Annotated in this window: 18 protein-coding genes; 10 read left to right on the top strand and 8 right to left on the bottom strand. The window is 60.1% G+C overall.

Going from position 1 to position 21,334, the window contains the following annotated elements; translation table 11 throughout:
• The first annotated feature begins 114 nt into the window (after nucleotides 1-114).
• Nucleotides 115-2,157, top strand: coding sequence for an oligopeptidase A (gene prlC, locus OKB77_RS21180; protein WP_270818460.1), 2,043 nt, complete (start codon nucleotides 115-117; stop codon nucleotides 2,155-2,157).
• 207 nt (nucleotides 2,158-2,364) lie between these two features.
• A complete protein-coding gene (locus OKB77_RS21185; RefSeq protein WP_150390053.1) occupies nucleotides 2,365-4,911 on the top strand; it encodes a putative bifunctional diguanylate cyclase/phosphodiesterase in 2,547 nt (848 codons plus the stop codon).
• A 6-nt stretch (nucleotides 4,912-4,917) separates the two neighbouring features.
• On the opposite strand, the gene OKB77_RS21190 is transcribed toward OKB77_RS21185, so the two are convergent.
• Nucleotides 4,918-5,658 (bottom strand): substrate-binding periplasmic protein, encoded by a 741-nt coding sequence (locus OKB77_RS21190; RefSeq protein WP_150390054.1) that lies wholly within the window; start codon nucleotides 5,656-5,658, stop codon nucleotides 4,918-4,920.
• A 76-nt stretch (nucleotides 5,659-5,734) separates the two neighbouring features.
• Here OKB77_RS21190 and OKB77_RS21195 point away from each other — a divergent pair, with 76 nt between their 5' ends.
• Nucleotides 5,735-6,484, top strand: a complete 750-nt coding sequence (locus OKB77_RS21195) for a class I SAM-dependent methyltransferase (protein ID WP_150390055.1) — start codon at nucleotides 5,735-5,737, stop codon at nucleotides 6,482-6,484.
• Between the two features lie 70 nt (nucleotides 6,485-6,554).
• On the opposite strand, the gene OKB77_RS21200 is transcribed toward OKB77_RS21195, so the two are convergent.
• The 3 genes from OKB77_RS21200 to rhlB are packed head-to-tail and all read right to left on the bottom strand — an operon-like array spanning nucleotide 6,555 to nucleotide 9,631.
• Complete coding sequence (locus tag OKB77_RS21200) at nucleotides 6,555-6,809, bottom strand: Rho-binding antiterminator (RefSeq protein ID WP_127008315.1); 255 nt, start codon at nucleotides 6,807-6,809, stop codon at nucleotides 6,555-6,557.
• Between the two features lie 30 nt (nucleotides 6,810-6,839).
• On the bottom strand, nucleotides 6,840-8,330 hold the full coding sequence (gene gppA / locus OKB77_RS21205) for a guanosine-5'-triphosphate,3'-diphosphate diphosphatase (protein WP_150390056.1): 1,491 nt from the start codon (nucleotides 8,328-8,330) through the stop codon (nucleotides 6,840-6,842).
• Between the two features lie 11 nt (nucleotides 8,331-8,341).
• Nucleotides 8,342-9,631, bottom strand: coding sequence for an ATP-dependent RNA helicase RhlB (rhlB, locus tag OKB77_RS21210; protein WP_005339414.1), 1,290 nt, complete (start codon nucleotides 9,629-9,631; stop codon nucleotides 8,342-8,344).
• A 113-nt stretch (nucleotides 9,632-9,744) separates the two neighbouring features.
• On the opposite strand from rhlB, the gene trxA reads away from it, so the two are divergent.
• The 6 genes from trxA to OKB77_RS21240 all read left to right on the top strand — a co-directional run bounded on the left by trxA (nucleotide 9,745) and on the right by OKB77_RS21240 (nucleotide 16,223).
• The gene (gene trxA, locus OKB77_RS21215; protein ID WP_005339416.1) at nucleotides 9,745-10,071 is read left to right on the top strand and encodes a thioredoxin TrxA; all 327 of its coding nucleotides are present in this window, start codon (nucleotides 9,745-9,747) and stop codon (nucleotides 10,069-10,071) included.
• 204 nt (nucleotides 10,072-10,275) lie between these two features.
• Nucleotides 10,276-11,541: a transcription termination factor Rho gene (rho, locus tag OKB77_RS21220; protein WP_005339417.1), complete on the top strand. Its 1,266-nt coding sequence runs from the start codon at nucleotides 10,276-10,278 to the stop codon at nucleotides 11,539-11,541.
• Nucleotides 11,542-11,649: 108 nt separating this feature from the next.
• Nucleotides 11,650-12,642 (top strand): hypothetical protein, encoded by a 993-nt coding sequence (locus OKB77_RS21225; protein ID WP_270818461.1) that lies wholly within the window; start codon nucleotides 11,650-11,652, stop codon nucleotides 12,640-12,642.
• 33 nt (nucleotides 12,643-12,675) lie between these two features.
• Nucleotides 12,676-14,145 carry a 4-hydroxy-3-polyprenylbenzoate decarboxylase gene (gene ubiD, locus OKB77_RS21230; RefSeq protein ID WP_267529881.1) on the top strand — a complete coding sequence of 490 codons (1,470 nt, stop codon included), beginning with the start codon at nucleotides 12,676-12,678 and terminating at the stop codon, nucleotides 14,143-14,145.
• 146 nt (nucleotides 14,146-14,291) lie between these two features.
• On the top strand, nucleotides 14,292-14,990 hold the full coding sequence (gene fre, locus OKB77_RS21235; RefSeq protein ID WP_042054686.1) for an NAD(P)H-flavin reductase: 699 nt from the start codon (nucleotides 14,292-14,294) through the stop codon (nucleotides 14,988-14,990).
• 219 nt (nucleotides 14,991-15,209) lie between these two features.
• Nucleotides 15,210-16,223 (top strand): GGDEF domain-containing protein, encoded by a 1,014-nt coding sequence (locus OKB77_RS21240; protein ID WP_167566723.1) that lies wholly within the window; start codon nucleotides 15,210-15,212, stop codon nucleotides 16,221-16,223.
• Nucleotides 16,224-16,277: 54 nt separating this feature from the next.
• On the opposite strand, the gene ubiK is transcribed toward OKB77_RS21240, so the two are convergent.
• On the bottom strand, nucleotides 16,278-16,535 hold the full coding sequence (gene ubiK / locus OKB77_RS21245) for a ubiquinone biosynthesis accessory factor UbiK (RefSeq protein WP_005339429.1): 258 nt from the start codon (nucleotides 16,533-16,535) through the stop codon (nucleotides 16,278-16,280).
• A 300-nt stretch (nucleotides 16,536-16,835) separates the two neighbouring features.
• Here ubiK and OKB77_RS21250 point away from each other — a divergent pair, with 300 nt between their 5' ends.
• Nucleotides 16,836-19,280, top strand: coding sequence for a VolA/Pla-1 family phospholipase (locus OKB77_RS21250; RefSeq protein ID WP_270818462.1), 2,445 nt, complete (start codon nucleotides 16,836-16,838; stop codon nucleotides 19,278-19,280).
• A 66-nt stretch (nucleotides 19,281-19,346) separates the two neighbouring features.
• On the opposite strand, the gene glpG is transcribed toward OKB77_RS21250, so the two are convergent.
• The 3 genes from glpG to OKB77_RS21265 form a co-directional block, all read right to left on the bottom strand.
• Nucleotides 19,347-20,180 carry a rhomboid family intramembrane serine protease GlpG gene (gene glpG / locus OKB77_RS21255; RefSeq protein ID WP_005339431.1) on the bottom strand — a complete coding sequence of 278 codons (834 nt, stop codon included), beginning with the start codon at nucleotides 20,178-20,180 and terminating at the stop codon, nucleotides 19,347-19,349.
• The gene (gene glpE / locus OKB77_RS21260; RefSeq protein ID WP_005355913.1) at nucleotides 20,177-20,500 is read right to left on the bottom strand and encodes a thiosulfate sulfurtransferase GlpE; all 324 of its coding nucleotides are present in this window, start codon (nucleotides 20,498-20,500) and stop codon (nucleotides 20,177-20,179) included. The genes glpG and glpE overlap by 4 nt, the downstream gene beginning before the upstream one ends.
• 122 nt (nucleotides 20,501-20,622) lie before the next feature.
• On the bottom strand, nucleotides 20,623-21,324 hold the full coding sequence (locus tag OKB77_RS21265; protein WP_005339433.1) for an ABC transporter ATP-binding protein: 702 nt from the start codon (nucleotides 21,322-21,324) through the stop codon (nucleotides 20,623-20,625).
• Nucleotides 21,325-21,334 lie beyond the last annotated feature (10 nt).

Here is a 21,334-nt window from a genome sequence, read left to right on the forward strand (position 1 = left end):
AGTACAGGGTTGCGGCGGATTCCCGCTTGATTATTGCGTGGCTTGGCCACATGTTAGAAAGCCATACAGAGCTGCTAAAGCGGTCTGTTCAAGACCAAACAAGAGGTAACCGGGATGAATAACCCTTTGCTGACAATGGATTCGCTGCCCCCTTTCAGCCAGATCAAGCCGGAGCAGGTTCAGCCTGCCGTGATTCAGGCGATTGCTGACTGCAAGCAGAAGATCTGCGATGTGCTGGCCCAGCGTGATCCCCATACCTGGGATAGCCTGATTGCCCCGCTGGAAGAGGTAAATGACCGCCTGTCACGGATCTGGTCACCGGTCAGCCACCTCAACTCCGTACTCAACAGCGAAGCGCTGCGCGAGGCCCATGACGCCTGCCTGCCGTTGCTCTCCGAATTCCAGACCTATGTCGGTCAGCATGAAGGGCTCTATCAGGCCTATCTGGCCCTCTCCCAGAGCGATGATTTCCCGCTGCTGAGCGGCGCCCAGCGCAAGGAGATCCAGAATACCCTGCGTGACTTCCGCCTCTCCGGCATCGGTCTGCCTGCCGAGGCGCAGCAGCGTTACGGCGAGATTCAGGCCCGCCTCTCCGAGCTGGCCTCCCGTTTCAGCAACAACGTGCTGGATGCGACCCAGGGCTGGCACAAGCTGGTGGCCGATGAAGCCGAATTGGCCGGTCTGCCCGACAGCGTGCGTGCCGCTGCCCGTCAGATGGCCGAGCTAAAGGGCAAAGAGGGGTGGCTGTTCACGCTGGATATCCCCTCTTATCTGCCGGTGATGATGTATGCCGACAACCGCGAACTGCGCGCCGAGATGTATGAGGCCTTCACCACGCGCGCCTCTGATCAGGGACCGAATGGCGGCAAGTGGGACAACTCCGCCATCATGAGCGAGCTGCTCACCCTGCGCCGCGAACTGGCTCAGTTGCTGGGCTTTGCCAACTATGCCGAGCTCTCCCTGGCCACCAAGATGGCGGACAAGACCGAACAGGTGGTGAGCTTCCTCACCGATCTGGCGGCCAAATCCCTGCCGCAAGGCAAGGCCGAGCTGGAGGAGATCCGCGCCTTCGCCGCCGAGCAGCACGGTCAGAGCGAGCTGGCCGCCTGGGATCTCGCCTACTACGCCGAGAAGCTCAAACAGCACAAGTTCTCCATCTCCGACGAGCAGCTGCGCCCCTACTTCCCCGCCAGCAAGGTGGTGAAGGGGTTGTTCGAGGTGGTGAAGCGGGTGTTCGGCATGAAGGTGCGCGAGCGCCTCGGCATCGACACCTGGCACCCGGACGTGCGCTTCTACGATATCTTTGATGCCGACGACGAGCTGCGCGGCAGCTTCTACCTCGACCTCTACGCCCGCGAGCACAAGCAGGGCGGGGCCTGGATGGATGTCTGTCTGGGTCGTCGCTACCGTCAGGATGGCTCGCTGCAAAAGCCGGTGGCCTACCTGACCTGCAACTTTAACGGCCCGGTGGATGGCAAACCGGCGCTGTTCACCCACAACGAAGTGGTCACCCTGTTCCATGAGTTTGGCCACGGCATCCACCACATGCTGACCCGCATCGACGTGGCCGGTGTCGCCGGTATCAACGGCGTGGCCTGGGATGCGGTGGAGCTGCCGAGCCAGTTCCTCGAGAACTGGTGCTGGGAGTCCGAGGCGCTGGCCTTTATCTCCGGCCACTACGAGACCGGCGAGCCGCTGCCTGCCGATCTGCTGGAGAAGATGCTGACCGCCCGCAACTTCCAGGCGGCCATGCAGATGCTGCGCCAGCTGGAGTTCGCCCTGTTCGACTTCCGCCTGCATCAGGAGTTTGATCCGGCCAATCCGGCGCAGCTCCCGGCGCTGCTGGATGAGGTGCGCAGTCAGGTAGCAGTGATGACGCCGCCAGCGTTCAACCGCTTCCAGCACAGCTTCTCCCACATCTTTGCGGGCGGCTATGCGGCGGGCTACTACAGCTACAAGTGGGCCGAGGTGCTCTCTGCCGATGCCTTCTCCCGCTTCGAGGAGGAGGGGATCTTCAACCCGGCCACCGGCCAATCCTTCCTGAAGAATATTCTGGAGAAGGGGGGCTCGAAGGAGCCGATGGAGCTGTTCCGAGCCTTCCGTGGTCGTGAGCCCAAGGTGGATGCACTGCTGCGACACAGCGGGATCGCTGCCTGAGATTCCTGACCCGCCGCCTGTGTGAGCTTCAACCAGGTACACTGTTTTGCGGCATAGTGGGATCGAGTCGTGATTTCTGCGACAAAAAGGGACCTTTTGGTCCCTTTTTTCAAGGCTTTTTAATATCTTGCTGATTGCATATTTGCACTGCTCACGGCTCTTCAGTAGAGTCGTGTTCTAACCTTCAAGGAGAGAAAGCCACTTGCCATGAGGCGAGCACTCGATTCCGTCTATCAAATCATCTCCAGTCTGGCTCATTCGAGCGGCCAGGGATATTTCGATACCTTTGTGAGTGAAATCGCCGCTGCTGTGATGGCTGATGTCGTCCTGATCGCCAGCAGGGAATCAAATGCTTCCCATCTTACGGTTCAGGCTGCCTACCCCTCCTCTCTTGACCCAGATACCCTGACACTGCCAATCACTGACTCTCCCGATGCCATTACCTGGCAGGAGGGGGAAGCCTGGTTCAGCGATCGTCTGTTGCAGCTGTTCCCCGCGATGCCGCTTGCCGATGCGTGGCAAGCCCAGGCCTACGCCGGGATCGCCCTCAAGGATGCGGATGGCGAGACCATAGGTATCTGCTGCCTGCTCTATCGTCAGCCGCAGGTCAATATGACCAAGGTGATGGGGCTGCTCCGGTTGCTGGGGCCGCTGGCCGGTCGCGAACTGGCGTTGATGCTGCAACGCCAGCTGCCGCAACTCTTGCCTGATACCCCTCATGTGCTGCAGAGCATGCTGTTTCAGGCCCCGGTGGGGATCGGCAAACTCGATCTCACCGGCCGCATTCTCTGGGCCAATCCGGCTATCGAGAAGATGCTGGGCTATCCCCTAGACGAGCTGCTTCATCGCTCCATCTCCGACATCAATCACCCGGAGGATTGGCAGCGCAGCCTCGAGTGCTACGAAGAGATCCGGCGCGGTGAGCGCAGCAGTTTCACCCAGGAGAAGCGCTACTTCTGCAAGGGGGGCGAGATCCTGTGGGGGCGGGTGACTGTCACCCTGATCCGCGACGAGCAGCAGCAGCCGGACTACCTGATGGTGCTGCTGGAGAATATCGATCCTCTCAAGCGTCATGCGGAGCAGCTCAAGCTCTCTCACCGGGTCTACGACAACCTCTCCGAAGCGATTCTGGTGTGCGATGCCGATAGCCGCATCATCTCGGTCAACCCGGCCTTCGAGCAGATCACTGGCTACAGCAGCGACGAGGTGCGGGGCCAGCGTCCCAGCATGCTCAAGTCCGGGCTGCACGATCAGACCTTCTATGCCGACATGTACCACGCGCTGGAGCGGGTGGGGGTGTGGCGTGGCGAAGTGTGGAACAAGCGCAAGAACGGCAAGCTCTATCCGCAGCAGCTGATGATCAGCACCCTGCGCGAAGCCGGCAAAATTCAGCAATATATCGCCATTTTCAGCGATCTTTCCCAGACCAAGGTGGCCGAGCAGAAGATCGCGACCCAGGCCAACTACGACAACCTTACCAGCCTGCCCAACCGCTGGCTGTTTGGCCGCTGCCTCACCCGCTTCTGCGAGCGGGGCGAGCGCTTCGCGCTCATGGTGCTCGACCTCAACAACTTCAAGGCGGTCAACAACAGCATGGACCACCATGCTGGCGATGCCCTGCTGCGGGAGGTGTCGGATCGACTGGTTAGCCGGGTGCGCACCGAAGATCTGGTGGCCCGCATCGGTGGCGATGAGTTCGCGTTCCTGGTGCCCGGAATCGTCACCCGCCGTCAGGCCGAGGTGTTTGCCAAGCAGGTGATCGGCAGTTTCGCCCGGCCCTTTATGCTGGCCAACCAGCATCTCTATGTGACCGCGACCATCGGCATGACCCTCTGCCCGGTCGATGGCAGCGAGAGCGACGAGCTGCTGCGCAACGCCGAACAGGCGCTGTTTGCGGCCAAGCGGCAGGGACGGTTGCTCGGTGCCTACTGCTCATCCATGCGGGAAGAGGTGCGCCAGCGCCACCAGATGCAGCAGGATTTGGCCGAAGCGATCAAGCTGGAGCAGCTGACCATGGCCTACCAGCCGATCTGGGACAATCGCAGCGGACGGGTCGCCAAGCTGGAGGCGCTGGTGCGCTGGTATCACCCCCACTGGGGGCAGGTATCCCCTGCCGAGTTTATTCCGCTGGCGGAAGAGGCGGGATTGATTCAGGGGCTGGGTGCGCTGGTATTGTGGCAATCGTGCCGGGATCTGGCGCGGTTGCAGCAATCCGGCTTCCCTGATCTGCAGATGTCGATCAACCGTTCCACCATGGAGTTCCAGACCATCGACCCCGAGGCGAGTGAGTGGCTCAAGGTGATCCAGCACTTCGGGCTCGATCCTGCCGACATCGTCATCGAAATCACCGAATCTCTGCTGATGGAGAGCAGCGATCAGCACAGGGTGCGGATCGATGCCCTGCGCGAGGCGGGTTGCAAGCTGGCCATCGACGATTTCGGTACCGGCTACTCGGCCCTCAACTATCTGCGCACCTTCCCGGTAGATCTGGTCAAGATCGACCGCTCCTTCGTGCGCCATATCCCCTTCAACGAGCAGGATCGGATGCTGCTCGACGGCATCATCAACATAGTGCACAACCTGGGCATGCAGGTGGTGATCGAGGGGGTAGAGACCCGCGAGCAGCTCAACTTCCTCTGCCAGAAAGGGTGCGCCTTCACTCAGGGTTATCTGCTCAGCCGCCCGCTGGCCTATGACGATCTCACCGAATATCTGCAGCTCAATGACAAAGGGATGTTTCTGCAGATCAGCTAGTGGCGCTTACTCCTTCGATGTCATCTGTTCCTGTTTGGTTTTCAATGTCCGGTAATCCTCGCCGAGATAGCGCAGATAGATGCGATCCAGTACTCCCTCATCCTGCATCTGTTGCAGCGCCTTGTTGTAGGCAGGCAGCAGGTCAGCCTTCTGTTTGCCAAAACAGAGGTAGAGCGGCGTCGAATCGATAAAGGGGGTGAGGGCGCGGATCCTGACGTCCTGCTCCCTCGACAGAATGGGGGCAGAGAAGTAGTCCAGGATGATCATATCGACCCGGCTCTTTTCCAGCATCAGTAGCAGCTGTTTGTCGGAGTGAACCTTGATGGGCTCCCAGCCGGTGAAGTTCCTGATCTTGGCCGTGTAGTCATACCCCCTGACAATTCCTACTTTCAGCCCCTTGGCCATCTCCCACGAGAAGTTCTGTAACGGACTGTCGGTACGCACATAGGCGGCCAGAGGATAGAAGGCGGTGGCAAGGTCAGAGTGATAGCAACCGGGGAGAGGGGCATTGTCGAGAATGCCATCCGCCAGCTGGGTGCTGACATACTGCTCGCAGCGCCCCCAAGGCAGTTCAAGCAGGGTGAGGTTCATGCCAAGGCGGCGCGCCACCTCTTGATGGATCTCCACCGAAATGCCCTCTTTCAGGTTGCCCTGTTCGGCATAGGAAAAGGGAGGCCAGTCTACGCCGCAGACCTTCAGGTTTGTGCCGCTCTGGGCGGCGAGGAGCAGGGCAATGAACAGGTTCATGGGATTTCCTCCCTACAGCGACTTGAAGGGGCTGTGGTACACTCGGTTCACTGAACTTAGAACGCATCCAAAGACCATGCAAATCCTCCTCGAAGACCCCGCCAAGGCCGCGCAGGCAGACGCGCTGGCCAGCCAGCTTGCCCAGCTCGACCTTCCCCAGTTTGCCCTGGTGTTTACCCCGGAACGGTTGGAACTGCGCAAGCTGGATGAGCCCAAGCTGGGAGCCGTCTATGTGGACTTCGTGGAAGGGGCGGTGGCACATCGTCGCAAGTTTGGCGGTGGTCGCGGTCAGTCCATCGCCAAGGCGGTGGGGCTCAAGGCCGGAGCCACTCCGACCGTGGTGGATGCCACTGCCGGGCTGGGGCGCGATGCCTTCGTGCTCGCCTCCCTCGGTTGCAAGGTGACCCTGATCGAACGCAGCCCCGTGGTGGCCGCTCTGTTGCAGGATGGGCTGGCGCGGGCGGCACAGGATCCCGAGATTGGCCCCTGGGTCAGTGAGCGGATGCACCTGCTGCAAGGCCCGGCGGTGGACAATCTGCTGGCGCTGCCGGAGCGGCCCGAGGTGATCTACCTCGACCCCATGTTCCCCCACAAGCAGAAGTCGGCGCTGGTGAAAAAGGAGATGCGGGTGTTCCAGTCGCTGGTGGGTCCGGATCTCGATGCGGATGCCTTGTTGCCTGCCGCGCTCAAGATGGCTGAGAAGCGGGTGGTGGTGAAACGCCCCGACTACGCCGGCTGGCTCAATGAACAGAAGCCCAGCATGGCCATCGAGACCAAGAGCAACCGCTTCGATGTCTATGTGATGGCGGCATTGGCGGCGGGTTAACGGCCGGTGCGAGCCGCAGATGCAAAAAGGAGGGCCAACGTCATGTTGGCCCTCCTTTTTCGTAATGGATTCAGTTGGTTGGCGCGAAGCGGATCAGCTTCTCTTCCCCTTGCCAGTTCAGGCGCAGGGTCGCCAGTTCTGCCAGACTGAGCCGCTCGCCACTGTGCAGCAGCAGATACTCGACCCCTTCGCTGGCTTCGATGGTGCGGATCTTGTCATCCCGCTGGCGACCATCGTGGCTGGTGAGGGTTACCGGCAGTTGCCAGCTGGCAGCAATTTCGAGCCAGTCGTAGAGATCGCAGCTGATGGGTTGATAATCCGGCATGGTCGGCTCCAAAACAGGCAGGTTGCTGAGTCAGGCTTCCTGTACACGGGTCGGCCAGCCCATCTTCTGCTGGCGCTCCACTTCAAAACGCAGCTCGCTGGCGCGCAGGTAGTGTTCATCCATCCAGCCCTTGGGCAGGGTCAGGGTCAGTGACTCCTCTTCTGCCTGCAGGGTGAAGCTGGGCACTGTGCCCTGGGTACGGCGCATGCAGAGGATCAGGGCGATGCGCAGGATACGGGCCAGTCGGATCGCCTGACGACCGGTGACGGCACCCTGTTTCTCCAGTGGTTCCAGCTTGAATTCGTCCCGCTGGTTGAACAGCAGGGCCGACAACAGCTTCTTTTGCGCAGGGGTAAAGCCCGGCATGTCGATGTTGTCGATGATGTAGGCGGCGTGTTGCGGCGCTTTCTTGTACTCGATACAGAGGCCGATCTCGTGCAGCAGGGCGGCATAACGCAAGATTGGGCGACCGTAGCGTTTCGAGAGTCGCCAGGCCGGTTGCAGCTGGTTGAACGCCTCGACGGCGGTATCGCGCACCCGTTCGGCGTGCTCTTTATCCAGCTGATAGCGGCTGATCAGGCTGTCGGCGGTGCGATCCCGGGCATCACAGTCGTGATTGTTGCCGAGCAGACCGTAGATCAGTCCTTCACGCAGGGCGCCCCCCGCGAGGGTCATGCTCTCGATATCGAGGGTTTCGAAGATGGCGATCAGGATGGCGAGGCCGGAGGGGAACACGGTCAGCCGTTCGGCTGCCAGCCCTTCCAGCTGTAGTCTGTCCAGCTTGCCACAGGCGATGGCCTGACCCATCAGCTCCTGCAGTTTCGGCAGGGTGACCCGCTCGCTCTTCCCTTGCGCCAGCATGATCTCTTGCAGCGCCTGTACCGTGCCGGAGGCGCCGACGCAGGTGCGCCAGCCGAGGGCACGGTAATCTTCCGCCACCTTCTCCAGCACCGCCTTGGCGGCAGCAATCGCCTGCTTGAAACGGGCTTCAGAGAGCTCGCCATCACCGAAGTGATTGTTGAGCCAGGTGACGCAGCCCATGTGCAGGCTGTTGAGCAGTTTTGCTTCGCTATGTTCGCCGATCACCAGTTCAGTACTGGCGCCGCCGATGTCTATCACCAGCCGGTTGCCTTCCCCGGCAGAGGTCCAGGAGACCCCTTCATAGATGGTCTTGGCCTCTTCCTCGCCCGAGATGATCTCGATGCTGTGGTTGAGTACCCGTTCCGCTTCGCTGAGGAATTCGTCGACGTTGGTAGCAAGTCGCAAGGTTGCGGTGCCCACCACCCGGATATTGTCGGCCGGAATGTCCTGCAACTGTTCGGAGAAGAGACGCAAACAGTCCCAGCCCCGCTCCATGGCGGCACGGCTGAGACGAAATTCCGGATCGAGCCCGGCTGCGAGGCGAACCTTGCGCTTGACCTTGGCAACGGTGCGCAGGGCACCGGCGACCTCGCGCACCACCAGCATATGAAAGCTGTTGGAGCCGAGGTCGATAGCGGCATAGAGAGGCGAGTTGTGCAACGGGCCTGTCCTTAGCTCTTGCGCGGCGGACGACGACGGTTGTTGCTGTTGCCACCGCCCTGACGATCCCGCATGTTGCGGTTCACCGGCTGACGGTTGCGGAACACCCGTTTCGGCGGGGTCACGTCATCCAGCAGCGCTTCACGGTCGTACTTGCTGACCGGAATGGCGTGGTGGATGTACTCCTCGATGGCCGGCAGGTTGAAGGCATAGTCTTCACAGGCCAGGCTGATGGAGTGACCGCTCTTGCCGGCACGACCGGTACGACCGATACGGTGTACATAGTCTTCGGCGTCGTCGGGCAGGTCATAGTTGAAGACGTGGGTCACGTCAGGGATGTGCAGACCACGGGCGGCCACGTCGGTGGCGACCAGAATATCGAGCGCACCCTTGGTGAAATCCTCGAGGATCTTCATCCGCTTCTTCTGCGGCACGTCACCGGTCAGCAGACCGACGCGGTGGCCGTCGTTCTCCAGCCAGGCATGAACGTCTTCACAGACATGCTTGGTGTTGGCGAAGACGATCGCTTTTTCCGGCCACTCCTCTTCCATCAGGGAGAGCAGCAGCAACATCTTGTCTTCATTGGAGGGGTAGAACAGCTCCTCCTTGATCCGCACGCCGGTCATCTGCTCCGGCTCAACCTGCACATGTTCCGGGTGGTTCATGTGTTCGTAGGCCAGCTCCTGCACACGCAGGGAGAGGGTGGCGGAGAACAGCATGCTCAGACGCTCGGTTGCGGGCGGCATGCGGCGGAACAGGAAGCGGATGTCCTTGATGAAGCCCAGATCGAACATGCGATCCGCTTCGTCCAGTACCACGACCTGAATGTTGCTCAGATCGATCACCTTGGACTTGAAGTAGTCGATGATGCGGCCGGTGGTGCCGATCAGGATGTCGACGCCCTGCTCCAGCACGGCCAGCTGCTTGTCGTAACCTTCGCCACCGTAGGCGAGGCCGAGTTTCAGGCCGGTAGAAGCGGCGATGCTGTCGGCATCGTTATAGATCTGTACTGCCAGTTCCCGGGTGGGTGCCATGATGATGGCTCTGGGTTGGTTAACCAGACGGGGCTTGGTCAGCGGGTGAGTCAGCAAATAGTTGAATGTCGCGGCCAGGAAGGCAATGGTCTTGCCGGTTCCTGTCTGGGCCTGACCGGCGAGGTCATGACCTTCTACCAGCAGTGGCAGAGACAGTGCCTGGATGGGCGTGCAATAGTGAAATCCCTTTGATTCCAGACCAGCCAGAACTTCGGGTTCGAGGCCCATTTGGGCGAATTTGTCGGTCGTTAAGTGTGTTTTGCTCATGGCGGTAGGTTATCAGGTTAGGCTTGCAATAATAAACAGGATCATTTCAAATAGGGCAACTATTGCCTTTGTTGATATGTCAATAAAGCCTTAATTACTGACTGGAGTTGGAGATGAGTGACAAGATTGTTCAGCTGAGCGATGCCAGCTTCGAGGCAGATGTAATCAAAGCCGATGGCGCCGTTCTGGTCGACTTCTGGGCCGAGTGGTGTGGTCCGTGCAAGATGATTGCCCCGATCCTGGAAGAAGTTGCCCAAGAGTACGAAGGTCGCGTGACCGTAGCCAAACTGAACATCGACCATAACTCTGATACTCCGCCCAAGTACGGCATTCGTGGTATCCCGACCCTCTTGCTGTTCAAGAATGGCGAAGTGGCAGCGACCAAGGTCGGTGCACTGTCCAAGACTCAGCTGAAAGAGTTCCTGGACGGCAACCTGTAATAATTAAAGAGGAGCGCATTGCAATAATGCGCTCCTTGTGTTTTATCACCTAGACGCTCATCCCGATTGGTGCTAGTTTATCGCTCGTTTGCTAACCTTTTTGCCTGACTCTTTGCTAACCACAGCCTGGCAATCAAATCCGATCAGCATCAATCCAGCAGACTGTCTCCTCATTTCAATCCTTGCTTACAGACTTTCACCACTATGAATCTGACTGAATTAAAGAACACTCCTGTGTCCGAGCTGGTCAAGCTTGGCGAATCCATGGGGTTGGAAAATCTGGCTCGGGCGCACAAGAAAGATATTATTTTTGCAATCCTCAAGGCGCACGCCAAGGGTGGTGAAGATATCTTTGGCGACGGTGTGCTGGAAATCCTGACCGATGGTTTCGGCTTCCTGCGCAGTGCAGACGGCTCCTATCTGGCAGGCCCTGACGATATCTACGTCTCCCCGAGCCAGATCCGCCGCTTCAACCTGCGTACCGGCGATACAATCTCCGGCAAGATCCGGCCACCGAAAGAGGGCGAACGCTACTTCGCACTGCTCAAGGTCAATGAGGTCAACTATGACCGCCCGGAAAACTCCCGCAACAAGATCCTGTTTGAAAACCTTACCCCCCTGCATGCCAACGAACGTCTGCGTATGGAACGGGGTAATGGCTCTACCGAAGATATCACCGCCCGTGTACTGGACCTGGCTTCCCCCATCGGTAAAGGCCAGCGTGGCCTGATCGTGGCGCCGCCCAAGGCCGGTAAGACCATGCTGCTGCAGAACATCGCCCAGAGCATCGCCTACAACCACCCGGACTGTGAACTGATCGTTCTGCTGATCGACGAGCGTCCGGAAGAGGTGACCGAGATGCAGCGGATGGTGAAAGGTGAAGTGATCGCTTCCACCTTTGACGAGCCGGCTTCCCGTCACGTTCAGGTTGCCGAAATGGTGATCGAGAAGGCCAAACGTCTGGTCGAACACAAGAAAGATGTGGTGATCCTGCTGGACTCCATCACCCGTCTGGCTCGCGCCTACAACACAGTTATCCCGTCATCCGGCAAGGTACTGACCGGTGGTGTGGATGCCAACGCCCTGCACCGTCCCAAGCGCTTCTTCGGCGCTGCGCGTAATGTTGAAGAGGGCGGCAGCCTGACCATCATCGCTACCGCGCTGATAGATACCGGTTCCAAAATGGACGAGGTTATCTACGAAGAGTTCAAGGGTACCGGCAACATGGAACTGCACCTCTCGCGCAAGATTGCCGAGAAGCGCGTCTACCCGGCTATCGACATCACCCGCTCAGGCACCCGTAAAGAAGAGCTGCTCACCTCAGGTGACGAGCTGCAGAAGATGTGGATCCTGCGCAAGATTGTCCACCCGATGGGCGAGATCGACGGTATCGAGTTCCTCATCGACAAGCTGGCGATGACCAAGACCAACGACGAGTTCTTCGACGCCATGCGGCGCCAGCAGAAGTAAGTCCGGTCAGAAAATGACGAAACCGCGGCCCTGGTCGCGGTTTTTGTTTATCTGTTTTCCGGTCGCCCTAGTAGTATGAGATCCCGATGTCACATGGATGGAGACGTCATGAAGCCTGTTTTCTGGTTATTGCTGGGGTTGCTGAGTGCAATGCCAGCCTGCGCGCAGAGTGCTCCGGTCGCGGTGACAGCCGAGACGTTGCAGACGCACCAGCGCTATCTGGCGGGCCGTCTGCAGGAGGGGCAATTTGCAGCCATCGACTCCCTGTTGGCGACCCTGAGTCGCGAGCGGCGGGAGTTCCTGCTGTTGCAGCTGCTGCGGGATATTCCCGCTACCACCCCTGCATCCCCTGCGTTGCAACAGTGGGTCGAGGCTCAGGCCGACAAGGCCCCCGAGTGGCTCATGGAGCAGCAGGTCGACGGTTTTCTGGTGCAGCAACCTGTCTATGATTTTGCCGCTCGCGCCCGTCAGTTGCTGGGGGAGTGGCAACTGCAATCACTGGTGCAGCACTATCGGCAGCAGCTTGCCCAGGGCAGCTTCCCGCTAAAGTCCATCTACTACAGCAGTAACCCCGATCTCGCCATGCAGCAGCAAGCCCTGTTGCTGGCCCTCGACACCTTGCCGCAACCGATCTGGATGCGGGAGGCGCAAGCGCTGGCCAGCCAGAATATCTATCTGCCCGACAATCATCTGTTGTTTCATCTGTTGCAGCGCACCGGGGAACCGGCGCTCTATAGCATGCTGTGGCGGCGGCCGGCAGATCAGGATGCGCTGCGCGCACTCTCTACCATCAACCGCTTCCATCACGGCAGTGCTGCCAGCGATCTGCTGATTGCCGCCAGTGGCAACGAGGGGTTGAAGGGGGCCGCCCTGCGTCAGCTGAGCGCGCTCTCGCCCTTGCCGCCGCAAGCCCAGAAATACCTGCTGGCGGAACTCTCCAACCGTCAATACGGGGCGCTGGTGGCCGGTCTGTTGATGGAGGTGGACGAGCCCCAGCTGCTCTCTGCACTGGCCAGACGCCTCGGCCAGCGTGACATGCCACCCATTGCACCGAGTCTGCTGCCCGATTCGGGTACACCCGATGGGCAGCCAGGGTTATAATGCGTGACCTCCTGAACCCGGTTGGGAACTTGCATGAAATACAAGGATTTGCGTGATTTCATCGCGCAGCTGGAACAAAACGGACAACTCAAACGCATCACCCGCGAGATAGATCCCTATCTGGAGATGACCGAGATCAGCGACCGCACCCTGCGTGCGGGTGGCCCGGCTCTGCTGTTCGAAAATCCCAAAGGCTACACCATGCCGGTGCTGACCAACCTGTTCGGTACCCCTGATCGGGTTGCCATGGGCATGGGCCAGCCCGATGTGGGCGCCCTGCGTCAGGTCGGGGTCTGGCTCTCCTATCTCAAGGAGCCCGAGCCGCCCAAGGGATTCAAGGAGCTGATGGAGAAGCTGCCGATCTTCAAGCAGGTGCTCAACATGCCGACCAAGCGCCTCTCTTCCGCCCCTTGCCAGCAGGTGGTGCAGGAGGGAGATTCGGTCGATCTCGACCAGATCCCGATCCAGCACTGCTGGCCCGGCGATGTGGCGCCGCTGGTTACCTGGGGCCTCACTATCACCCGCGGCCCCTACAAGAAGCGGCAGAACCTCGGCATCTATCGCCAGCAGAAGATCGCCAAAAACAAGCTGATCATGCGCTGGCTGGATCACCGTGGCGGTGCCATCGATTTTCGCGAGTGGCAGGAGGCCCATCCCGGTGAGCGATTCCCGGTGGTGGTGGCGCTCGGTGCCGATCCGGCGACCATTCTCGGCGCGGTGACGCCGGTGCCGGATACTCTCTCCGAATATGCCTTTGCCGGTCTGCTGCGCGGCAGCCGTACCGAGGTGATCAAGGCCATCAGCTGCGATTTGGAGGTGCCCGCCAGCGCCGAGATTGTGCTGGAAGGCTATCTTGAGCCGGGCGAGATGGCGCCGGAAGGCCCTTATGGCGACCACACCGGTTACTACAACGAGGTGGACGAGTTCCCGGTCTTCACCATCACCCACATCACCAAGCGGCGCGATGCCATCTATCACAGCACCTACACCGGCCGTCCGCCCGATGAACCGGCGGTGCTGGGTCTGGCGCTGAACGAGGTGTTCGTGCCGCTGCTGCAGAAGCAGTTCCCCGAAATTGTGGACTTCTATCTGCCGCCGGAGGGGTGCTCCTACCGGATGGCGGTGGTGACCATCAAGAAGCGTTACCCGGGCCACGCCAAGAGGGTGATGCTGGGAGTCTGGTCATTCCTGCGCCAGTTCATGTACACCAAGTTCGTGGTGGTGTGTGACGATGACGTCAACGCTCGCGACTGGAAGGATGTGATCTGGGCCATCACCACCCGGATGGACCCGGCCCGGGACACCACCTTGATCGAGCACACCCCGATCGACTATCTGGACTTCGCCTCGCCGGTCTCCGGCCTCGGCTCCAAAATGGGGCTGGATGCCACCAACAAGTGGCCGGGCGAGACCAATCGGGAGTGGGGTCAGCCCATAGTTCAGGATGAGGCGGTGAAGCAGAAGGTTGATGCCATCTGGGATGAGCTCAATATCCTCGGATGAGGCAAACATGACAGCTTTGCTGCAAAAAGTGATGCGATCCGCACTGATTTGAGTATTCTCGACTGACGGGGCCAGGGCTGCTGGTCGTCACTCCATAGTGAAACAATGAGCGAAGCGGGCCGAGCGAGCCCGCCACAAGGACAAGAATGCAACGTATCAAATGCCGCGTAGAGGAACTGCGCGAATATGTCGACACCATCTGGCATGTGGCCCTGACGCCGCAGCAAGCGATCAGCTTCAAGCCGGGCCAGTATCTGCTGGTGGTGATGAGCGATTCGGACAAGCGCCCCTTCTCCATCGCCAACTCGCCGACCCGCCCGGGCGTGCTGGAGCTGCAAATTGGTGCCACTCCCGAGAACGCCTACGCCGGTCAGGTGTTGGCCCGCATGCGCGAGCAGGGCGAGATCGAGGTCGAATTGCCGGCTGGCAAGGCGTTTCTGCGCGATGAATCCCCCCGTCCGCTGATCCTGATGGCGGGCGGCACCGGTTTCTCTTACGCCCGCTCCATTCTGGAGTACCTGATCGACACGGGCAGCAAGCGTCCGGTGTTCTTCTACTGGGGTGTGCGTCAGGCTCACTGGCTCTACGAACTGGAGCAGATGCAGCAGTGGGAGCGTGACTATGCGCCGCTCACCTTCATTCCGGTGGTGCAGGAGCCTGACGCTGACTGGACTGGCAAGAGCGGGCTGGTGCACAAGGCGATCATGGATGATTTCGTCAGTCTCCACGACTACGACATCTATGTCGCCGGCCGTTTCGAGATGGCGGGTGCCGCGCGGGAGGAGTTCAAGATCCTTGGCGCCGAGCCGGAGCGCATCTTCGGTGATGCCTACGAATTTATCTGACGGGATCCCCGCTTGGATGACGCAGCCCCCGGTTTTGCCGGGGGCTTTTGTTTTTGTGGCTCCCGCAGTACCTGATCGTACCGAAGAGTTGGATTATCGCGGCGTTATCCCATTATTTTTCAATATTTTGGCTATGAATGGCTACTAATCGAGCCTAGCTGATGGCATCTTTGTGGGGGATTGACAAGAGCATCCATAGAGCAAGCACAAGGAGGCGCAGTGTTGAGTGAAGAGGGCAGGGCATCTGCGGAGGATGACAGGGGAGAGACCGGCTCTGTCGAGCGGGTCGCCACACTGATCCCGTCCCCTCATGGCGGTGAAATGGCCCGTTTGCAGGCAGAGATCGCCGCTTTGAAGCATGAAAACGGCCTGTTGCAGGAGAAGCTCAATGCCGCCCTCGATGGCACCGGCATCTGTCTCTGGCAGGGCACCATTCCCACCGGCGAGTTGCGGGTCTTCAATCTGCAGAACTTTCAGGCCGGTGACATGGCCCCTCATTTCGATCAGTGGAGCGCCAAGCTCCATCCCGACGATCGCGCCCATGCCATGGGCAGCTACTTTGCCCACCTTGAGGGGAAAACCCCCTTCTATGAAGCCGAATACCGCACCATCAATCCGCAAGGCGAGGTCACCTGGCTGTGGGATAGGGGACGGGTCGTCGATCGGGATGGCGATGGCAAGCCGCTGCGGATCATGGGCTCCCATATCGATATCACCCAGCGCAAGGCTTATGAGCAGCGACTGGCGGAGCGTGCCAACAGCGACGCGCTGACCGGCTTGCTCAACCGGCAGGGGTTTGGCAAGGCGTTCGCCCAGCTGCAGCCGCAAGGAGCGGGGGCGCTGCTCTTTATCGATCTGGATGATTTCAAGGGGATCAATGACCAGCTGGGCCACGCCTGCGGCGATCTGGTGTTGCAGCAGATGGCGGACTGGCTGCGCCTCATTATGCCTGGCTCGGCGCTATGTGGCCGTTACGGCGGCGACGAGTTTGTGGTGCATCTGCACCGGGATGTGTCGAGCCATGGCCTGGCGCAACTGGCAGACGCCCTGATCAGTCGGATGCACGGCTATGTGCCCAAACCCGGTTGCCCGCAACGGGTGGGGCTGAGTATCGGCATCGCCCTGTGGGAGGAGGAGCCATTGAGCTTCCGGCAGGCATTGGAGGTGGCCGACCGTGCCATGTATGAGGCCAAGGCACGCGGCAAGCGGGCCTGGTATCTGCTTCAGGTGTGATGTTTTTTACAGGTTCAATTCAAAGCAAAAACCCCAGCCGAGCTGGGGTTTTCGTTATTCGCCTTTGGCGCCGAGCTGCTGCTCGAGCTGAGCCAGCTTGCTTTCGAGGGCGGCCAGTTTTTCACGGGTACGCAGCAGCACCTTGGTCTGCACGTCGAACTCTTCGCGGCTGACCAAGTCCAGCTTGCCCAGCTGGGCCTGCAGTACCTGACGCATCTTCTTCTCGGCCTCTTCACCCATGCTGCGAATGCCGGGCGGCAGGGAGTTGTGCACCTGCTTGGCGATCTCTTCCAGTTTCTTCGGGTCGATCATGATGTCCTCCTTAAGCGTTGGCGGACATTCTACCGACAATTCCCTCACTTTGCCGAGATCACGGCGGCTTTTTAGTCGTGATGGTGCCCGCTGGCTGGTCGGGTCTGGTGATGGGGCCACAACTGCTACCCTTGCGCCCCTTTGTTAACCTGAAACCATGACATGCACCACAAAGCTGAGCCAGAACTGTCCGGCATGAGTCTTATTTGGTGTTGGTTTTATGTTAACGTTTTGCAGTCGAGGTCGTGATGACCCCGTTGGCTTGTGATGGATAACAACCTTATAAAAAGAGAATAAAAAATGAAGAAGAAGCTAATTTATGCAGCTGTTGTCAGCGCCCTGCTGGCCGGATGTGGTGGAGATGACAACAAGGGAGACACCACCAGCTCCCTCGATTATGCCTTGAGTGGCGCCAGTGGTATTCGACCGAGCGTGCTGGCTCCCCGTGCCAGCGACGGTACCCTGAAGTTTTCGACAGAAACTGCTGATCTGTCGAACCCGGTATCTGCCCTCTCCACTCTGGATGGTTGGTCAACCACCCAACCTGTCCAGCTGGTACCGGCGACCGTGACCGGTGTCTCTGTGCCGGCACCGGCGGCCAGCGAGTATGCTTCTGCCGTTGCGCCCCTCTACCTGCTCGAGCTCACGCTGGATCCGGTCACTCTGCAACCCAACGGTGTCAAGGGCGGCAAGCCACTGGTTTATGGGACCGACTTTGTGGTCACCGGCGGGGACGGCAAGCTTAATCTGGTTCCGCTCAAGCCGCTCAATCCCTCTTCTTACTACATGATCGTGGCGACCGATGCGCTCAAGGACAGTCGTGGCACACCGCTCAAGGCGGGCGGCGATTACAGCAGCTTCAAATCGACAGCTGGCGCAACCACTCAGGAGCAGACCATTAACGGCCTGATCTCGCTGCAGGAAGGTCTGTTCAAGGCGGCCACCGGGATCACCAGCGATCGGGTGATCTTCTCCGACTGGTTTGCCACCCAATCTGGTGCCGATGTGCTGCTGGCGGTGAAGAGTGCCGCCGCTTCCGTGCTGAAGAGCCCGAGTCTGGACGCCGCGGCGCTGTGGAAACAGGATGCCAAGGGCAACACCAGTCTGCCGGCAACCTATACCATCAGCGGTCTTAATAGCGGGGTGGATTTTCTGACCCAGCTGGCTGCTGAGCCATTCCTGCCGCAGGATCAGAAAGATGCATTGAGTGCGGCCTTTGGTGCAGGCATGCCGCTTAACGGTGTTGCCCAGTTGACCAAGGTTTACACCGGCACCGTCAAGCTCCCTTACTTCCTCTCTACACCCGCGCTGGCTGGCTCCTGGGACAAGGCCAAGACCCAATCCTGGCATGGTGCCATTCCCAGCCTCTATGCCATCGCCAACGCGCTGAAAGCGGGCGATACCGAGGTGATCGGTGGACTGGTCGGGGCGGGCGTGGACCCGGCATTGCTGGGGGAGCTGATCGCCGACCCGAGCCGTCAGAGTGAACTGCTGACCGAGGCGAGCAAGCTGATCGGGGTGACTCTCACCTCCGGTGGCAAGCCGCTGGATGCCGAGCGCAATATCGGCCGTTTCAACCCGTTGCCGACCCTGACCGAAGTACAATCGGTACCGCTGCGGATCTTCGCACCGACGACCAACTTGAGCACTGTCACTGATGTGATCATCTATCAGCACGGAGTCACCTCCATCAAGGAGAACGCCTATGCGCTGGCGCTGGGCCAGATAGGTGCCGGGTTAGACCCATCAGTGAACAAGGTGGTCGCTGTGGTTGTGATCGATCACCCGCTGCACGGTGAGCGTGGCTTCGCCTTGAGCGGCAGCATGGATACCGTCACCACTTCTGACAATCCGCTGCCCTACCTGAATCTGGGCTATCTGACGGTGGCGCGGGATAACCTGAAACAGAGCGTGGCCGATCTGCTGGGACTGCGACTGGCTGTCGGTCTGGCCAACACCCAGGGATTGGGTGGCCAATTGGGTGGTGCCGGTCTGAAGGTGCATTTCCTCGGTCACTCTCTCGGTGCCATTACCGGGGCCAATCTGCTGGCTGTCGCCAACCAGACCACCGGCAGTGCTCAGGCTGATGCCCTGTTCAAGTTCGATACCGGTGGTCTGGCTATGCCGGGCGGCGGCATCGCGCCGTTGTTGCTCAACTCGCCGAGCTTCGGGCCGACCATCAAGATGAGCGTGCTTACCTCGGGCAGTCCGGCGCTGAAAGCGGGCTTTACCGCCTATGCACCGAATTGCAAAACGGCTGCCGCCACTTGCTTCGTCAACGAGTTCCTGCCCAGTCTGGATGCTGCCACTCAGGCGGGTGCGGCGAGCACCTTGCAGAGCTATACCTTTGCGGCTCAGTCAGTGCTGGATTCTGCCGACCCGATCAATCTGGGCAGTGGCGTCGCCAAGAGCTTCCCGCTGTTCGCCACCGAAATTGTTGGCGATGGTGCGCTCAGCTTGCCGGATCAGGTGATCCCCAACAGCATCGCCTCTGCACCGTTGGGCGGCACCGAGCCGCTGTTCCGGGTGTTGGGTTTGCAAGAGCTGAAGGGTTCCGGCGTGCTCCCGGCGGGTCACCATGCTGCGCGCTTCCTGAAAGGGGGCCATAGCTCGCTGCTGGCTCCTGACGAGAACTTCGATCAGGCTGGCGCGGTCACCACCGAGATCCAGACCCAGTTCGCCAGCTTCTTTATGAGCGGTGGCGCGGTGGTCAAGGTGACCGATCCCAATCTGATCAAGCAGTAACTGCGCAGACCATAAAAAAACGCCGCCCTTCGGGGCGGCGTTCTCGTTTCTGCGGCTGCTGAAAAATCAGGTCGGCTGGTGGTTGCGATCCAGCCAGCCTTGCAGCAGGCCGACCAGCAGACCGGTCAGGTGGGCGATGTTGGCGGTGCTGGTTCCGAGCATGTCGAAGAAGCCGAGCACCATCCAGAACAGCATAAAGCCCATCAGTGCCGGTGGCAGAGTCAGGCCGCAGGCCGGTTGCAGCTTGCTGCGTAGCCAGCAGTAGCCGAGCAGGGCATAGACCACGCCGGAGAGACCGCCAAACAGCGGGCCGCTGGCAAAGAACTCGGCGATATTGGGCAGGGCGGCGCCCACCAGCAGCAGGATCAGCAGCTTGCCGCTGCCGAGGCGCTGCTCGATCTGGCCGCCGAGATACCACCACCACAGCAAGTTGAACACCAGATGGAGCACCGAGAAGTGGATCAGGGCGGGGGTGAAATAACGCCACGCCTGCCAGTCGGTGAACTGGGCCAGCGTCGGGTGGAATGCCAGTTCATCGTAGATGGGCAGGCCGATGGCCTCGATCCCGTAGATGGCGAGACAGGCGATGATGACCACCAGCGTCAGTGGCCCCGCCTGATGGAGGAAATCGGTGATGGGGTCCGTCATCCCCTTGCTGTAGTCGATGCGGGCATCGGCGCGGCCGGATTGCCAGGAGGCTTCCATGTAGCGCGGGTGGCCAGGCTCGGCCAGAAAACGCTTCACCTCCAGCTGGGCCTGAGCGAGGCGTTGCTCGTCCGCCAGCCAGATGGTGACCCCCAGCTCGGACTGGGTCAGCTCGCAGGAGATGCCCAGGGTCGCCAGATAGTCCACCAGCGCCTGCGCCATGCGGGCGTTGTCGAGCACCAGCAGCTGGATCATGCCTCGCCAGCCTCGATGGGAAACTCCCGGCGCCACGCCTCGAAGCCGCCATCCAGACTGTAGACCTCGTCATAACCCTGTTGCAGCAGGTATTGGGCCGCCCCCTGACTGCTGTTGCCGTGATAGCACATCACGATGACCGGGGTATCGAAATCCACTTCATTCATAAAGCGCACCAGCGTGCCATTGGTGAGGTGGAAGGCGCCGACCGCGTGGGCCGCTTCAAAGGATTGCGGGTCGCGAATATCCACCAGACGGGCTTCACCCGCGCTCAGTTTCTGGTGGGCATCATGGGCATTGATATGGGCAAACTGGTCCATCGGGATGTCCTGCGAATAGGTTGATTACGGGCCAGTGTACCGCAAGCTTGGGCGCAAACTAACCCCACAAAAGATAAGGGAGCCAGCGGCTCCCTTGCTGATATGGCATGCGGGGCAGTGGGTTAACCGCCCAGATAGGCCTGCCGCACTGCCGGGTTGGCCAGCAGGGCGGCGCCCGTGTCTTGCAGCACCACGTGGCCGTTCTCCAGCACATAACCGCGGTCGGCCAGCTTGAGCGCCTGGTTGGCGTTCTGCTCCACCAGAAAGATGGTCATCCCCTTCTGGCGCAACTGCTCTATGGTGTCGAAGATCTGCTGGATGACGATGGGGGCCAGCCCCAGCGAGGGTTCATCCAGCAGCAGCAAGCGCGGCTTGCTCATCAGGGCGCGGCCGATGGCCAGCATCTGTTGCTCGCCGCCGGACATGGTGCCTGCCCGCTGTTCCAGTCGCTCATGCAGGCGCGGGAACAGGGTAAAAACCTGATCCAGCAGGCCATGCTGCTCGGCCTTGTCAACGAAGAAGGCGCCCATCAGCAGGTTCTCCTCCACCGTCAGGCGGGCGAAGATACGGCGCCCCTCCGGCACCACGGCGATATCCTTGCGCATGATGCGGGCGGTGGTGAGGGAGCTGATCTGTTCCCCCTCAAACCAGATGGAGCCGCTGCTGGGCTTGGGTTCGCCGCAGAGGGTCATCAGCAGGGTGGTCTTGCCTGCGCCGTTGGCGCCGATCAGGGTGACGATTTCCCCCTCTTTCACCTCGACGCTGACATCGTGCAATGCCTGAATTTTGCCGTAGTGGGTCGATACGTTGCGAAGTTCTAACATCTTGTTGTCC

The sequence above is a fragment of the Aeromonas sp. Y318-3 genome, assembly GCF_027706185.1.
Classification (GTDB): domain Bacteria; phylum Pseudomonadota; class Gammaproteobacteria; order Enterobacterales; family Aeromonadaceae; genus Aeromonas; species Aeromonas veronii.